The organism is Niastella vici, from assembly GCF_002077945.1.
Classification (GTDB): Bacteria; Bacteroidota; Bacteroidia; order Chitinophagales; family Chitinophagaceae; genus Niastella; species Niastella vici.
Genome location: NZ_LVYD01000064.1, coordinates 30790 through 47902, shown reverse-complemented (window position 1 = coordinate 47902; position 17113 = coordinate 30790). Strand labels below are relative to the sequence as shown.

At 44.6% G+C, this 17113-nt stretch carries 13 protein-coding genes; 8 read left to right on the top strand and 5 right to left on the bottom strand.

Annotation, left to right across the window (positions count from 1 at the left end; genetic code table 11):
- Positions 1-9 precede the first annotated feature (9 nt).
- Both A3860_RS29015 and A3860_RS29010 read left to right on the top strand, forming a co-directional pair.
- On the top strand, positions 10-696 hold the full coding sequence (locus A3860_RS29015; RefSeq protein ID WP_081153345.1) for a hypothetical protein: 687 nt from the start codon (positions 10-12) through the stop codon (positions 694-696).
- A gap of 68 nt (positions 697-764) precedes the next feature.
- Positions 765-1394, top strand: a complete 630-nt coding sequence (locus A3860_RS29010; RefSeq protein ID WP_143774314.1) for a hypothetical protein — start codon at positions 765-767, stop codon at positions 1392-1394.
- Positions 1395-1449: 55 nt separating this feature from the next.
- On the opposite strand, the gene A3860_RS29005 is transcribed toward A3860_RS29010, so the two are convergent.
- Complete coding sequence (locus A3860_RS29005; RefSeq protein WP_081153342.1) at positions 1450-3582, bottom strand: glycoside hydrolase family 43 protein; 2133 nt, start codon at positions 3580-3582, stop codon at positions 1450-1452.
- A 150-nt stretch (positions 3583-3732) separates the two neighbouring features.
- Between A3860_RS29005 and A3860_RS29000 the strand changes: the two genes are divergently transcribed.
- Positions 3733-4017 (top strand): GlsB/YeaQ/YmgE family stress response membrane protein, encoded by a 285-nt coding sequence (locus tag A3860_RS29000; RefSeq protein ID WP_081153341.1) that lies wholly within the window; start codon positions 3733-3735, stop codon positions 4015-4017.
- Between the two features lie 35 nt (positions 4018-4052).
- Positions 4053-4685 (top strand): GldM family protein, encoded by a 633-nt coding sequence (locus tag A3860_RS28995; protein ID WP_081153340.1) that lies wholly within the window; start codon positions 4053-4055, stop codon positions 4683-4685.
- A 61-nt stretch (positions 4686-4746) separates the two neighbouring features.
- Here A3860_RS28995 and A3860_RS28990 read toward each other — a convergent pair whose 3' ends face one another.
- Positions 4747-5346, bottom strand: a complete 600-nt coding sequence (locus tag A3860_RS28990; RefSeq protein ID WP_081153339.1) for a TetR/AcrR family transcriptional regulator — start codon at positions 5344-5346, stop codon at positions 4747-4749.
- A gap of 261 nt (positions 5347-5607) precedes the next feature.
- Here A3860_RS28990 and A3860_RS28985 point away from each other — a divergent pair, with 261 nt between their 5' ends.
- The 4 genes from A3860_RS28985 to A3860_RS28970 all read left to right on the top strand — a co-directional run bounded on the left by A3860_RS28985 (position 5608) and on the right by A3860_RS28970 (position 12053).
- The gene (locus A3860_RS28985; protein ID WP_081153338.1) at positions 5608-6270 is read left to right on the top strand and encodes a TetR/AcrR family transcriptional regulator; all 663 of its coding nucleotides are present in this window, start codon (positions 5608-5610) and stop codon (positions 6268-6270) included.
- Positions 6271-6303: 33 nt separating this feature from the next.
- Entirely contained in the window at positions 6304-7668 is a 1365-nt protein-coding gene (locus A3860_RS28980) for a TolC family protein (protein ID WP_081153337.1), read from the top strand.
- A 6-nt stretch (positions 7669-7674) separates the two neighbouring features.
- A complete protein-coding gene (locus tag A3860_RS28975) occupies positions 7675-8742 on the top strand; it encodes an efflux RND transporter periplasmic adaptor subunit (protein WP_081153335.1) in 1068 nt (355 codons plus the stop codon).
- A 137-nt stretch (positions 8743-8879) separates the two neighbouring features.
- Positions 8880-12053: an efflux RND transporter permease subunit gene (locus tag A3860_RS28970; RefSeq protein WP_081153332.1), complete on the top strand. Its 3174-nt coding sequence runs from the start codon at positions 8880-8882 to the stop codon at positions 12051-12053.
- A gap of 103 nt (positions 12054-12156) precedes the next feature.
- On the opposite strand, the gene A3860_RS41280 is transcribed toward A3860_RS28970, so the two are convergent.
- The 3 genes from A3860_RS41280 to A3860_RS28960 form a co-directional block, all read right to left on the bottom strand.
- Entirely contained in the window at positions 12157-12318 is a 162-nt protein-coding gene (locus A3860_RS41280; protein WP_158085393.1) for a hypothetical protein, read from the bottom strand.
- 78 nt (positions 12319-12396) lie between these two features.
- Positions 12397-13440: a hypothetical protein gene (locus A3860_RS28965; RefSeq protein WP_081153330.1), complete on the bottom strand. Its 1044-nt coding sequence runs from the start codon at positions 13438-13440 to the stop codon at positions 12397-12399.
- 107 nt (positions 13441-13547) lie between these two features.
- Positions 13548-16952, bottom strand: a complete 3405-nt coding sequence (locus tag A3860_RS28960) for an SBBP repeat-containing protein (protein ID WP_081153328.1) — start codon at positions 16950-16952, stop codon at positions 13548-13550.
- Between the last annotated feature and the right edge of the window lie 161 nt (positions 16953-17113).

Here is a 17113-nt window from a genome sequence, read left to right as displayed (position 1 = left end):
CAGCCTTATATGATCAAACCCTTGAAAAGTAAAACTTTTCTTGTAGCTATTGCTGCAATTCCTTCACTCACTTTTGCCCAGAACTATGATGTAAAAAAAGGAAAAGTTTCAATTGATAAAAACATCATTGCAACGTATGATGGGAAAGGCGGTTTGCTTCGCTTCTTTGATCTTACCGTAAGCACGCCAGCACAGAAGCCATTAATTTCCATTAAAGAAAAATGGTGCGAATTTAAAAATCCCTTACGCAAAGATGCGGTTCGCTGGGCTGAAATAACCTTTCTGGATAATCCGGAGAAGAAAATGAACTTTCATTTTCCGTATAATAACCGTCCGCTTGAAAGAGACCTCGTTGGCTACTTATTCAAAGACAGCACGCCCAGCCTGATACAGGGCGAAGCCTTAAATGTGCAAGCCGTTGAAGAGTTCATCAAAAAGAACAATTTTGATTTTATAGATGATTCGCTCTATGTTCGCAAGTTCGAGAAGGAGAACAAAGACCGCATTATGGAGCCCCTGGAGCGCGATAAAAAACAACCGCTAAATTTAAAAGTAGATTCAAAAGGTTCAGAGATAATACTTGGTAATATGCAGTATACGACTGTATATAATATCTTCCAGGATAATGTACTGGTTGGACAGGTTGAAAAAAAGCTTACCGGTTCAAAAGCCCCAATGGAGTACCCCGGGAAGTAAATGGGTTGCTCGGGGATTATACCTGTAATTTCCCCCTGAAACTGATTGTAAAGAAACCAACCGGCGAAGTGCTTCAAACCGTTGAAGTAGCCAGCGATAAAGAAGTGTTCACCATCACCCTGCATAAAGATTTTCTGTCAGCAACGGAGATGCCGGTGAACCCGTTCTTCTCTGAGCTTTCCCTGACTGACTTCGAATCTTTCAACAAATCGACGATCCAACGGAAGCTGGAAGAAAAAGTGGGCAAACAGGTATTCGGGCGCATGGCAACCTACATTGGTTATATGTACAACAGCGTTAATTCATATAGAGAAGTGTACGGTTATGGTTTTGTAAAACTCAAGAACCGGCCTTATGATTACAGCGATCTGGATAGTGCGGTGGCTCATTACAAGATTGCATTGGACTCTATGCACAATGGTAACTTTGAAGCCTGTAAAACAATTTGCCAGGGCATAAAACCCACTCTGGAAAAAGTATTACAAAGCAATGAGCCCAGAATTGATAAAGGGGTGAAAGAAACCATTTACTATAACCTGAGCCATTTAAACCTGCTGACGCTAAATTTTGATGAAGCCTGGAAATATTATAATCTAATTGTGCCGGGCTATGAAGGCGCCACCATGGAGTATGAATTAAAAAGAAGGATCACCCTATTTCAAACCTATTACAAACTGAAAGCGCAACTCGGTAAATAAATTATGTTGATAGAAAAAAGACTGTCCCGGTTCAGCTGGGACAGTCTTTTTAAATTTATTGTTCAACAATTGTCCAGGAAAAACAGGCGCCGTCTTTACGGTCAGGTTGCGTACCGGGGGCATCGGCAGAACAAAGACTCCCTGCATGCGGATCGGCAAACAGATAGCGGTGTGTATACAGCGAATGCAGCATCAGTTCGCCATGATACATATCCTGCCACTGAAATTGAGATGCTTCTCCTTTCTCTTCTTTTTCTATCCGCACTTCCGCCATTACACCTATACCCTTTACTGTTACAAAACCGTTATCTACTACAGATTGCAAAGCCACCCGTCCATTGCCTTTGTCAATCACCCTGAACAGGCGCGCATTGTTCTGCGCCAACTTATCACCGGCCCTCACAGGCCGTACAAATCCTTTCCAGTTAACTAACACAGTACTATCAGCCATGCTGGTCAGGGTAATCAACCAGCCATAAGGTATTGGCTTAGTTAAACCGCGTGGCCGGGGTTCATTCACAACAAACGTATTGAAATCGGCGTAGCCGCCTTCTGCGTCCAATGTATTGAAGTTAAACAGGCCATAGCGCACGCCCTGGAAAGTGCGTAACTGAAATGCCATAATAAATTCAGTACCCAGTGGCGTATAATTGCTGCCATCGGTGCTATAGCTAAAGAAAGCTTTTTCCGTTTCAAAATTACAGCTCACGCGTAACCATACCTGTGTGCCGTTAATTTTGGCTGTTACCGGTTTGCCCGATTGTTGATCATATTGCTGTATCTCCAATCCATCGGCTTTTTTTGCAACGCCAATCCAGGCATACGGTAAATTAAGCAGGGCGAGCCCGGCCACATCCCCATTCTTCAGCTTCGAGAGGTCAGTTTCTGTAGTAACAACTGACTCGGGACCAATAGCCCGTTGGGTAAGCGTATTCTTTGCCGTCCACAGGTCCTTTGCCGGCAGGGCATTCAAACGCAGGTAACCTTTTCTTGCGGTCAGCGACCATTTTTTATCAACCGGTACATGGTTCCATTGCCACACGGGTTGTAAGGTGGGCATTGCAAAATCATCGCTTCTGCGGTAAGGCGCATGCGGAGTGGAAACAAAACCGGTATTGGGTTTTACCCAGGTTTGCGGACTGCGGGTAAGGTTTCCCGGAAGGCCAAAGTATGGCCAGCCGTTTTGCCAGGTAACAGGTGAAAGACAGATCAACCGGCCCACAGAATTACCATCCATCATTGACCAGCCCCACCATTCACCCGATTGTATTTGTACAATACCGCCCTGGTGAATGGGCATGGCGCCCAGGAAATTGGGAACGGGTGGCGTCAATTTGAATGGCGGTCCATTACGAAGATCGGTGTGCCGCCAGCCGGTGCCAAAACCAAAACTTTCCTTTGCGCTCATTACCGTGATCTCATAAGGACCGCGGGGTTTATTGGCCCGCAAACATACCTGGTAGCAAACCGGGTCATAATTGGTATTGGTTATATAATATTTTCCATCGATCTTATAAAAGTGAGACCCTTCGCCGGCGCCGCTTCCTTTTGGCACAATCACCTGCTCACTACCGGGCACTACATCTGTCAACGAATCATTCAGTTCGGCCAGGTGCACTTCATCATATCCCCAGATCACATAAGTTTTGCCATCGTCATCAAACAAAACAGAGAGGTCGTGAAAACTTTTGCGTAATTCACCATGCTTCCAGGGTCCTTTGGGATTATCGGCCGTAAATAACTGGGTATTACGGCGGTTAACGTTACTAAAAATGTAATATTTACCATTATGGTAACGGAAACAGGGGGCCCAAATGCCCTGACCGTAGATATTACCGCCATTTTCCAAACGGAATTCAGGCCCCAGATCAAGGCGGTCAACAGCATAGGTCAGGAACTCCCAGTTCACCAGGTCGCGCGAATGAAGCACCGGCAAACCGGGCATGGCATGCATGGTGGTTCCGGTGAGGTAATAATCATCCCCTACCCTGATCATATCGGGATCAGAGAACTCATCGAAAAAAAGCGGATTCGTGAAGGTACCGTTGCCATTGTCGGCAGTCCAGGTAGGCGCTGTGAGAAAATCAGGTTGAGGCGCCGCTGGTTTTTGTGCAAATGAGATACAAGTTTGTAAAAGCAATACAGGGAAAAAGAAGGCGGCCCTTCGGGCCGAAGCTTTGTGTGACATATGAAACAATCGCCGGTTTTGAGTAGAATTACTAATTTAACATCAGACTAACGTCGAATATAGCAAACCTTTTAGTTTTATTTCGTAGTTTTTAAAACAATACTGCGGCACTCAAATTGCAACGGTACTAATTGAATAAAACGTTTTCATATGACACTCACCGAGTTATTGATCTTACTGATAATTGCCGCCATTTGCGGCGCAGTGGGCCAATCCCTGGCCGGATACGACCTGGGTGGCTGCTTTGTATCCATTATTGTTGGGTTCATTGGCGCTTATATAGGCATGTGGCTGGCCCATAAACTCGGACTGCCCGAAATATTTGCCATTCATGTGGGTGGAAAAACATTTCCCATCGTTTGGTCAGTCGTCGGTTCTGCCCTGTTTACCCTAATTGTTGCACTCCTCCGGGGCGCTGTTTTTGGGCGTCGATAGTAAAAACGGTTGGCTATCCTTACTTTTATGAACATATGAAATCTCTTATTTGCATCCTGTTGAGCCTGTGGACCCATTCCCTTTTTTCACAAAAAGTGATTTTTTACGAACGCAAGGAAGCTTTTTATACGAATATGGAAAATTATGTTCGTTATCTCGTAAAAGACAGCAAGGCGTCATCATTGGTTTTCAAAACTGATAATGGGAAAATTGAACCCGCCCAATTCGCATTTTTGATCTTCAAACCTATGCGGCCTGGTAATACAATTATCAGGATATATCAACAACAAAAGAATAAATTAATCCCATACGATTCCATTAATGTGATGGTTTATGAAAATAATAAAGCCGAAGCGCTTGTTGGGGTGAAATACGGGGGTGCTATCAACAAACGGGAGCTAATCGCCATAGGTGGGCTAATTGGGATGTACAGGACCAGGGAAGATCATACAGACCCTATTCCCATTAAAACTTATACAATTATTTTTCATAAAAGCGATGGCACTATTCAATACCAGGTAAACACAGGGAACCGGTTCAATGAACCATCAATTCGGCTCATGAATGAGCTGCAATCTGGCGAAAAGGTCACCTTTACCAATATTCAGGCTGTGATAGAAGGGTATCCACCTTTAAAAGTAAATCCCATCGAATTCACGATACAGTAACTACTTCTCTTCCACCAATGGTTCCAGCACCTCAGGATGCATTCGCACCTTGCCGCAACTGTTAAACCGTTACGCCATTTAACAACGAATCGGCTATAAATTCAAATTGAGAACCGTACAAATGGAATTCATCTTCCAGAAAAATTTTGTTCGATATAGACCGCATCATCAGGTTTACCATTTTTGCCCATAAGGTCATTTCGGCATTGTTCATCATTTTTATTTCATGCTGACTGATGCCCAGGATAAGAATATCTTTTAGCATTTCTTCAATATACGAATCGCGCTTCCTGACAATGTTTTCGAACATGAAATGATTCTCGTACATGTCTGACTTGAATATCGAGAATTTGTTGGCCTTTTCTTTTACTTCCTGCATCGTGCTGGTGAACAGGAGTTTGAATTTTTTAATGGCTGATTCTTCCGTTTTTATGAGCTCCGCAGTTTTGTTCTGAGTAGATGCAATTTCATTGATGACAACCGCCTCAAAGATCTCTTCCTTGGTTTTGTAATAATAATACAGCGCGCTTTTCGACTTGCCTATTTGCCGGGCAATGTCTTCCATGGTGGTCTTTTTGAAACCGAACCGTTCAAACAGATCCCGGGCTCCGGTAAGTATTTCATCCCTGATGGGATCTTTCAAATCTTGACTATTCGACATTTTTGGTCGATTTTATTGGTATATGTACAAATATACTGAATCCCCAGTATCCTTCGACCAGAAACAACCGACATATGGATCGTTTCAGCCGTGTAAATATAAAATCAATTAATTATCAAGTATATATATTATTCCGAGGCGACTATTAGAACTTTATTTCTCCCATTAATCCCAACTGCTTTCACATTCCTTTAACAGTTATTTTCGACTATTATTACAAATTAGTCGAAAAGTCATATTACTTTTGACCAACCAACCAAAATGGTCGAAAATTTAATGAACGAACACATCATACTTCACACAGCGTTTCGCCTCTTCACCACGCATGGCATTCAGGCGTATACCATGGATGATATTGCGTCGCAGCTGGCGATCTCAAAGAAGACCCTGTACCGTTTTTTCACTTCGCGCCATGATCTCGTTCAGCAGGTATGCAAACAGGTGGCAGCTGATTACCACCAGGATATGGAAGAAGCAGACAAAACCGGTGAAGGCAACCTGCGACGGATACTGGCCTATATGGCAGTCAATGTTGAGTTCTGCAAAAAAACCAGTCCGGCCTTTTTTACAGACCTGCAAAAACATTACCCGGCTGAAAATGTAGCGCTTACAGATAAACTCGATAGCGTCATTGAACCGCGGTTACTGAAAGTACTGGAACAGGGAATTGTGGAAGGTGTATTCCGCGGAAGCCTGCACCCCAGATTGATAGTTTCCCTTATACAACAGCACCTAAAAAAAGATTTCGAGTTCGCGGCCGAGCTGGTGAACGACTATTCAAAAGAAGAAGTTTTTCGCCAGGCCCAGTACCTGTTCCTGTACGGCATTATTGCCGCTGAAGCCATTCCACAACTGGAAATTGAATTGAGTAAATACAGTCTTGCTAACAGGCTTGAACATACTGAAAAGAACGAAACCTTTTAAAAAAGTAAACCGCTCAACTAAATACATCTTTTAATGAAACACAACCAATCGCTTCGAATTGTTGCTCAACGTCTGGTATTGCTTGTGGCCGGGGTATGCATTTTGTCGCTAGCAAATGCGCAAACAACCCCGCTGTCCCTGAAAGAAGCATTACAACAGGCATTGAAGAATAAATCGGAAGCCATTAAAGCCAGGCTCGACGAAGAAAACGGCCAGTATAAAATTGATCAGGCCCGGTCGCTGGCACTGCCACAGGTAAACGCCACCAGCAGCCTTACCTATAATCCTATTTTACAGTTAAGCGCCATACCCGGCGAACTGGCGGGCACACCAGGTAAAACCCTGATGGTTGCGTTCGGACAAAAATGGAACAGCAACACGTCGGTATCCTTGTCGCAAACCCTGTTCGACCAATCAGTATTTACCGGGTTGAAGGCGGCGAAAACAACAAAACAATATTATGAACTTGTGAGGGGTTTAACCGATGAGCAGGTAATAGAAAATGTTGCCACCCAATACTACCAGGTACTGGTGCAACGTCAAAAGCTGGTGGTTGTTGACAGCAATATTGCCACCACCACAAGAGTAAAAAATGTAATTGAAGGACAATATAAAAATGGACTGGCGAAAAAAATTGATCTCGACAGAAGCACCGTGAACCTTTCGAACCTGGAAGCGCAACGCCAACAGTTGATCAATACCGTGCAGCTGCAGGAAAACACGCTGAAGTTTTATATGGGCATTCCCATTGAAACCCCCATCACCATTCCCGCTTCGGCACTGGATAGCATTCAACCGAAACTGGCCATGATGGATAATACGCCAGATGTAAAGAAATTATCTGATTACCAGGTACTGAAGAAACAGGAAGAACTGCTGGTATTGCAAAAAGAAGCCACCAAAGCAGGTTATTATCCTTCCCTGTCGCTTTCGGGCAACTATGGTTACCAGGGGATAAGCAATTCCTTTCCTACAAACAAGGCCGCAAACTGGTTCGACTATGCCTCAGTTGGATTAAACCTGAAAATTCCCATCTTCAACGGCTTCTCAACCCGCTCAAAAGTACGGCAGGCAGATGTTGACATCAGGAAATTGCAGGCAGACATCAGGAATACGGAGTTGTCGTTGAGCCTTACTTATCAGAATGCCAGAACACAGCTTGGCAACAGCATCATCACGTTGAATAATCAGAAAGTAAACGTAGCGCTGGCTGCAGAAGTATATACCAATACACAAAACAACTATGCGCAGGGGCTGGCGCCATTGACAGATATGCTGGATGCTGAAAATTCGCTGACCACCGCACAAAATAATTTTACCTCAGCTTTGCTCGATTACCGGTTGGCAGAGATCCAATTGATAAAAGCGCAGGGAAATTTAAAATCACTCTTAAACTAACATACAATGAAGAAGATCATCAGGATCATTGTAACAATCGTAGTAATCATAATCTCTATTGGAGCTATTGCCAAAGTGCTTTCGAACAACAAAAAGAAATCGGAAGAAAAAACACAGATCGTAGCTCAAACCAATGCAACCGTGGCCGTTCGAATTGACACCGTTACCCGCGCAGTACCCGATCTGGATGTAATTGCCAATGGCAATTTTGCACCGGCACAGGAATTGAGCCTCGCCGCAGAAAAAGCTGGCCGCATTGTAAACGTACTGGTTGATGAAGGCAGCTTTGTACAAAAAGGACAAACTGTAGCTACCATTCGCGTTGACCAGTTATCAGTTGACCTGCAAAATGCCGAAACCAATTACCAAACGGCCCGTACCGATCTTGAACGATATGAGAATGCATTCAAAACAGGCGGGGTAACGCAACAGCAGCTCGACAATGCCCGCCAGAGCGTGAACAATGCAAAGACCAAACTCGATCAGTCGCGCATTAACCTGGGCGATGCCAGCATTCGCGCTACCATCAGCGGCATCGTAAACAAACGGCATATTGAACCGGGCAGTGTGGTTTCGGCCGGTACCGCTTTATTTGATATTGTGAACGTATCAACACTCAAACTGAAAGTTACCGTGAACGAAGCACAGATCCCTTACCTGAAGTTGGGTAAACAAGTACAGGTAAAGGCCAGTGTTTTCCCCGACAAAACATTCTCAGGCAAGATCAACTTCATAGCTCCCAAAGCCGATGAAGCATTGAACTTCCCCGTTGAGATCACGATCACCAATAACGCCGCCAACCAGTTGAAGGCAGGGATGTATGGAACCGCTGTTTTCGATTTCCCCAACCAGTCGGCAGTAATTATGATACCCCGCACAGCATTCGTAGGCAGTGTGAACAGCAAACAGGTATTTGTGGCCGATAACGGCGTGGCTCGTTTGAAAACCGTAACACCCGGCCGTGTAATGGGAGAAAAGGTAGAAGTGCTCGACGGTTTAACCGAAGGCGCCATTGCTATCATCAGTGGACAGATCAATCTTGTTGACGGTACCCCGGTGAGCGTTATTCAATAAGTGCCGGAACAAACTTTATAGTAAAAATATTTAAAATGAAACGAGGAATGAAAAAGTTTTCATTACCAATTAAAGCAATGAAAACTTTTTCATACTGAGTTCCATCCGGCCAAAACAAAAATTAAAAAATATTACGGATGAAATTAGCTGAAATATCCATAAAACGGCCCTCCTTCGTGATCGTGCTGTTCACGATCCTTACGCTGGGCGGTTTGTTCTGTTACACTTTACTTGGGTATGAACTGATCCCGAAATTCGACAGTAATGCGGTAACAATTACTACGGTTTATCCGGGTGCATCACCGTCGGAAGTGGAGAATACAGTAACCAAGAAAATTGAAGATGCGGTAGCCGCGGTGGAAAATATCAAAAAGCTGGAGTCGAAATCAATGGAAAATATTTCATTGGTTACGCTCAACCTGAACAGCGGCGCCGATGCCGATTATGCTTTGAACGATGCGCAACGCAAGATCAATGCTATTTTAAAAGACCTGCCCGATGATGTGGACCCACCATCGCTGGTTAAATTTTCGCTGAGTGATCTTCCCATTCTCACCTTGTCGGCCTCTGCCAAAATGGACGAATCCTCATTTTATGACCTGGTCGATAAGCGGATCAATCCGGCCCTTTCCCGGGTGAACGGTGTGGCGCAGGTAAACCTGGTGGGCGGTCAGGAAAGAGAGATACAGGTAAGCCTCGATGCTGAAAAACTGAAAGGTTACGGTTTATCAGTTCCACAGGTGCAGCAGATCATTCTCGGTTCAAACCTCGACTTCCCTACCGGTAATGTACAAACCCGTGAGCAAAGCATCCTGGTGCGGTTATCGGGCAAATACAAAAACGTAAATGAACTGCGTAACCTGGTGATCACCTCGCACAATGGAATTGCTGTGCGGTTGTCAGATGTTGCCGATGTACAGGACGGCCAAAAAGAAGTGGAAAAGATCTCGCGCGTAAACCAAAAGAACTCTATCGCGTTACAGATCATCAAACAATCAGATGCCAATGCCGTAGCTGTGGCAGAAGATATCAAAAAGAAGATCGCTTCGCTGGAGCAGCAATATGCCGGCAGTAACTTAAAGCTGGAAATTGCGAACGACAGCACCGTATTCACGCTGGAAGCAGCAGACTCCGTAGTACATGACCTTTTGCTGGCCGTAGTGCTGGTGGCTTTTGTAATGCTGTTCTTCCTGCACAGCATTAGAAATTCGTTGATCGTAATGGTGAGTATCCCCGCATCGCTGATCGCCACATTTATCGGGATGGCATTGTTGGGTTATACGTTGAACCTGATGAGCTTGCTGGGTCTTTCGCTGGTGGTGGGTATCCTGGTCGACGATGCCATTGTGGTGCTGGAGAATATTTACCGGCATATGGAAATGGGTAAGAACCGCGTGCGCGCAGCCTTCGACGCTACCAGGGAGATCGGGTTTACGGTTACCGCCATTACCATGGTAATTGTGGTGGTGTTCTTACCCATCGCCATGAGTACCGGTCTGGTGTCGAACATCATCAAGCAGTTTTGCGTAACCGTTATCATTGCTACTTTGTTATCGTTGTTATCATCGTTCACTATTGTTCCCTGGCTTTCTTCGCGGTTTGGAAAACTGGAGCATCTTACACCCAAAACCGTATTCGGAAGAATAATCCTTGGTTTTGAAAAAGGACTTACGGCTTTCACTCACTGGATCAGCAATATCCTGGGCTGGTCGCTGAAACATAAACGGATAACACTGGCCATTGTAGTAGTGCTTTTTGTAAGCTCATTGTACATGCTCGCAGGTGGTTTTATAGGGGGTGAATTTTTCGCCAAAAGCGACAGAGGCGAATTCCTGGTGCAAATGGAATTGCCAAAAGATGCGTCTATTGAACAAACCAACCAGGTAACACAAAAAGCAGAAGCTTATTTGCGCAAAAAACCGGAAGTAGTGGACATGATCACTACCGTAGGGCAAACCAGCGATGGTATGGCCGGTAGCCAGTCTACCGCTTACAAATCGGAGATCAGGGTAAAGCTGGTTGATGAAAAGCACCGCACAGATGACTCCTATGTTTATGCGGCCAAAATAAAAAGAGAATTGCAGAATGAGCTGGTAGGCACCAAAGTTAAAACAACCCCGGTAGGGATGTTAGGTACAGCCGATAATGCTCCCCTGGCATTGGTTGTTATGGCGCCTGACCTCGATAGTGCCATGGCGTTCGCCAATGCAGCGCATGAGGAGTTGAAAAAAATAAAAGGCGCCACTGAAACCAAGCTCACCGTTGAAGCCGGTAACCCCGAGATCAATGTACAGGTTGACCGGGATAAAATGGCCAGTCTGGGTTTAACGCTTCAAACAGTTGGTACTACCATGCAAACCGCCTTCAATGGTAATACCAATGGCAAGTTCAGAGCGGGTGAATACGAATACGACATCAATATACGCTATAACAGTTTCAACAGATCGAATATTGACGATGTACGGGATCTGGAATTTACAAATGACCAGGGACAGCGGATCAAATTATCACAGTTCGCTAACATCATAGAATCATCAGGCCCCAGCCAGTTGGAGAGAAGAGATAAAAGCCCCTCTGTAACTATCCAGGGGCAAACAGTAGGCCGCCCATCGGGTACAGTGGCCGGCGAATGGCAGAAAGCTTTTGAAAAACTGAGAAAGCCTACCGGCGTGAGCTATGTATGGGGTGGTGATATGGAAAACCAGACAGAAGGATTTGGTACCCTTGGCGTAGCCTTGTTAGCAGCCATCTTACTGGTGTACCTGGTGATGGTGTTGTTGTACGACAGCTTTGTATATCCGCTGGTAGTATTGTTCTCGGTGCCGCTGTCATTTATTGGCGCATTGCTGGCGTTGGCCTTAACCAATAACTCGTTGAACATATTCACCATTCTGGGTATCATCATGCTGATCGGGTTGGTTTGTAAAAACGCCATCATGCTGGTTGACTTCACCAATCACCGTAAAGCGGCCGGCGAATCTACTTTCAAAGCGCTGATACAGGCTAACCATGCCCGGCTTCGCCCGATCCTGATGACAACCATTGCGATGGTGTTTGGCATGCTGCCCATTGCGATTGCATCGGGCCCCGGTGCTACCTGGAAGAATGGTTTGGCGTGGGTGATCATCGGTGGTTTGATAAGTTCCCTGTTCCTCACCCTGATCATTGTACCGGTTATTTATGCCATTTTCGATCACTGGATCGAACGCAGGAAAAGTAAAAAGCAAAAACAAACAATAGAAGAATTGATGATTGAAGAATTTATCCCCGCTGCAAGCGAGGACGGATTTACACCTGTTCATGTTGTTTAGGAAAAGGCAGGCAGGAATAGTTCAACAGAAAGGAGTAGTTTTTAGAAGGGTGGCAGGACATCAGAATTAAAATTCTGAGTCCTGCTTTTTTTATTGCCTTTTGTCAGGAGAACATGCAATGATGCCTGCGTTCTTTTTTCTCCATCTTTTGTTCCTGTTTTACCGGAGCTTTTTCATTTCTTATCCTGTTCATCCTGCTGAAACTTGCAAATGCAACAAGCCCTATAAAGGCCAGAAGCGTAATGATCACCACAGCTCTTTTCATAACAGATAATTTATGTATATAAGTTACAACAATTATGAAAGATTGCCATGGCTTCTTTTATGAATGGCAACGGCTGGTTCAGTGATCTTTATTGATGGCGTTGGTAAGCACCTTGAATACCACCTCAGACATTTGTTTGTCATAGAATTGCAGCAGCAGCTCTGTATCATCCTTTTGCAAACCTATACCGTCGGCATACGCATCAAAAGAATGCAGTTGCGTAAATGGTATTGAAAACGATTGCTGACTGGCAGCAAATACCACCCGCTTACTGGTTATAACAAATACGCCCTGGTGGTTGGCGCTTACTTCGCCTATCATAGGCGTATTCCTGCTTGAACCCAATTGGTACGAAGCGCCTTTTTCCACTCTGATACGTACGCCTTCGCTGTTATAAGGTCCTGAATTAAGCGTTCTGGCGGCCACCAGGTTTGAACTTATTTCCCAGCACGCCACTTCATCCTGTTGGGTTTCAATAGCAGGTGGTTTTACTTCAGGCAAATACCCCTGGTTCAGCGCATTTAACAGGGTGAGAAAATAATATTCTTCCCGCAGTTTCATATCAATTGAGGCCTCCCGCATATTGATGCCCAGTTGTTGGGCCAGCATTTTCAACGACTGTTGTTCTTCAACAGTTACCATTTTATCGGAAAGCACCTGCTTTACTGCGCTCTCATATAATTCAGAAGCGTTTAGCTTATTTACCCGGTTCACTTCTTCCGCAGAAATATTTAACTCTTGGGCAAACAGCCCCATTTCTTTTATTTCATCTGCAGTTAACTGGTTATCGGCCAGCATCTGTTTTGACAAATTATTCAGGGCGTTTTTTGCGTATTTACCTTTAATAGAATTAATAGCCGAATCGGGCAGCTGGAAATACTCTTTTATTCTGGTCAGGATCTCTTTCTCCCCATCGGTGATTGCATAATCCTGAATGACCTCCTTCAGATAATGTTCATAGATCTCCAACCCAAGTGATTGTAATTGAACCGGATCAGCTTTTTTAGCGTTGGTGCTGTTGAAATTTTCGAAATGGGATTCCCAATTCCTGTAGTTATCGTTCCGGATATTCTCATATAATTTGCCGGTTGACGAAAGGCTTTGAAACAATTTTTTGAACATAGGCTGGTTTTAAAAAGCGCATTAAAACTATAAAAACGGGCTCAAAATAACAAAAATGGGCCGCTCGCCAATTGGCGAACGGCCCATTTTATGCAATGAATGATCTATTAATATTTTATCACCTTCAGCGTTGTTGGTTCGCCGCCAACAGCATCGATGACCTGAATAAAATAGATACCGGCCGGTTGCTTGCTCAAGTCGACCGGGATCTTATTTTCAGTTTGTACAATAACCGGATGTAATTGCTGCACCACATAACCGGAAGCATTACTGATACTTACCTGTATTTGCCTGCTGTTACCGCTGTTTTGTATTTTCAATAAAAAGTGGCCATTAGCCGGATTAGGATACATTGACACATCTGCTATCGTTTGGTTGCTGAATTTAACGGTGACTATTTTACTTAAACTATATCCGCCATTATTGTCAACCTGTTTAAGACGATAGTAGGAGGTTCCGGCGTAAGGATGCCCATCATCGAAGCTGTATTGCATTCCTGCTGAGCAATTACCACAACCATTTACCTTTCCGATGGTTTCAAAATGCACGCCATCGTTACTCCGCAGCACTTCAAAATAATTGTTATTGAGTTCTTCGGTGGTTGTAAAGGTAACATGTACATTCGATTGCTGAGATTTAGCATCAAAGTCGAGCAGGGTTACTGGTAGAGGCGTTGCGGCCAGATTGTATTTAGCAAGGAAAATGTCAGAAGAACTATTCATGCTTACCAGGTTGTAAACAGGCGCATCCGGATCAAAATCGACCGTACCCTTAAAATAACCGGTTGTAAATACATTGCCGCCCGCATCAACAACAAGGCCACTGATATTTTTAACCGTAGTAGCCTCCATACTTTTTGCAGCTATGTAATTACCCGACGCATTGTAGCGGGCGAGAAAATAATCGCTTGTGCCGGAAGCGGTAACATTCGCTGTGGCAGTTGAAGGATCAAAGTCGGCAGTACCGGCGAAATAACCGGAGATATACACATCACCGTTACCATTGACTGTAATATTACTGCTCACGTCATTTCCGCTGCCACCCATGCTTTTCGACCATACATAATTGCCTGAGAGATCATATTTAGCAACATACACATCTGAACCGCCCGAAGCTGTCAAAGAACTAACACTGGCGCCGGGATCAAAATCAACGGTACCGTAATAGTAACCCGTTATATACAAATAGTTAGTTTGATCTGTGGCAATACCAAGCGAATTGTCGGTGCCTGGGTTACCTATATTTTTGGCCCAGGTATAATTACCCGATGCATCGTACCTGGTTATGAAAATATCACTGCCGCCATTGCTTGTCAGGGTTGCCGAACCAGCCCCGGCATCAAAATCTACCGTTCCGTTAAATGCTCCGCTTATATACACATTACCACTGGCATCTGTAGTAATACCACTGACGTTTTCAAGGCCTGTGCCGCCTATGCGGTTTGCCCAGCCAAAATTGCCGGCTGCATCATAACGCACAAAAAATACATCAAAAGAACCATTACTCGTGAGGTTAGCCGTTGCCGCACTTGCATCAAAATCAACAGTTCCAGAAAGAGATCCGGTCACAAACACATTTCCACTTCCATCTATCGCAATACCATATGGCAGGGAGTTTCCCGAAGTTACCGGTGAAAAACCCTTTGCCCATACAAAATTGCCTGCAGCATCATACTTTGTTAGAAATGTACTGAACCATCCAGAAAGACCCTGGTTCGCGGTGCCTGTACCTGCATCAAAATCTACGATACCATTAAATGTTCCGGTTACGTAGGCATTACCGGTAGCATCTACAGCAATCGCAATGCCTGCATCAGCACCTGAGCCGCCAATCTGTTTTCCCCAGAGGTAATTACCATTGCCATCGTATTTGGCAATGAAGATATCGTTACTACCGGCACTTGTAAATGTGGCAGTTCCCGGGCCTGCATCCAAATCGACACTACCATTAAAATAACCGGTTACATACACATTGCCACTACCATCCAGGGCAACTTTTTTTCCCGTTGCAACTGATGATACCACGGTTTCATATCGCCCTAACTGGCTTGCCCAACCATAAGAGCCATCGCTCTTTTGTTTTGCTACAAATGCATTCGTTAAAGTGGCATTGGTAAGGGTGCCGCCGCCGAAGAAAGACGTTGTCCCACTAAAATAACCGGTACTATAGGAATTTCCATTACCATCTACGGTTATGCAGTTGCCGTTGTCGTCACCGGCGCCTGTGATATCGTTTATCCATTCTGGGTTCCCCGTCACATCGAACTTGATAATTTCTATATCATTGTTATTAGAGGAATATGTAACTATCATATAAATATTACCGCCCGCATCAGATGTAATACTTCGTCCAAAATCGTCTCCTGTATCGCCCGCAGTAACGGCCCCTGCATAATTACCCGAAGCATCGTATTTGGCTAAATAGAAGTCGGTACCCCCATAGCTTGAATAATTTGCGGTGCCAACGCCGGCATCAAAATCAACGGTGCCTGAAAAAGAACCAGTGAGAAATACATTACCGGCAATATCCACGTTAATACCACGGCCAATGTCATCACCTGTACCACCTATAGTTTTTGCCCAGGCGAATGTGCCAGAAACATCATATTTTGCCCAAAAGATATCGGCATTGCCAACACTGGTATAACTGACCGCCGGTGCATCGCCATCCAAATCGGCTGTACCGGAAAAAGAGCCGGTAATGTATATATTGCCGCTGGCATCCAGTGAAACAGCCAGTGCGCTATCCGTTCCGGTTCCACCCATATTTTTTGCCCACAGATAATTACCAGCGCCATCGTAGGCTGAGAGAAAGATATCGGTCCCGCCCGTACTTGTAAGATTGGCAGTACCGGCGCCTGCATCAAAATCGCCTGAACCGTTAAATGATCCTGTTATATAAATGTGGGAGGAAGCATCTACTACAATGCCGGTGCTGATATCATCAGCGGCTCCGCCCATATTCTTTGCCCATAGATAATTTCCGGAACCATCATATTTAGCCAGAAAAATATCTGCACCACCTGCACTTGTTAAATTAGCCGTGCCTGTGCCGGGGTCAAAATCAGCAGTTCCCCTGAAATAACCCGTCACATAAACATTACCGCTGCCATCTATGGTGATGCTGCTGCTATCATCATCGGCAGTTCCGCCGATGCTTTTAGCCCACACATAATTGCCCGATACATCGTATTTGGCAATAAAAATATCAGCGCCGCCGATACTGGTTACATTCGCAATGCCCGTACCCGGGTCAAGATCGGCAGTTGCATAAAAGTAACCAGTTACATAGGTGTTCCCTGCTGCATCGGCTTTAATACCGGTGCCAACAATTTTACCACCTAAGGAACTGGGGTCGCCAAAGCCTTTAGCCCAGATCAAACTTTGTGCATGACCAGTCTGAAATAACAGTAGTAATGCCAGTGAAAAAAAGAAAGGGATTGATTTTTTGTTCGAAAAAGATAAAAGGATAAAAGTCCGGGAAAAAGCGCCCAGGTTTAATTGCCTGTTCATGGGGTTGAAGGGTTTACGATAAAGTTTTTGGTTGTTTTGAAGGTTTCGCGTACAAGATATATAATAATTTCAGGTTGCATGGAACGCTGACTGGTGTACGAACTTTAAAGCCTCGTAAATTTTTAATTTACAAGGCTTTATTACTTAGTACCGGGGAAAAA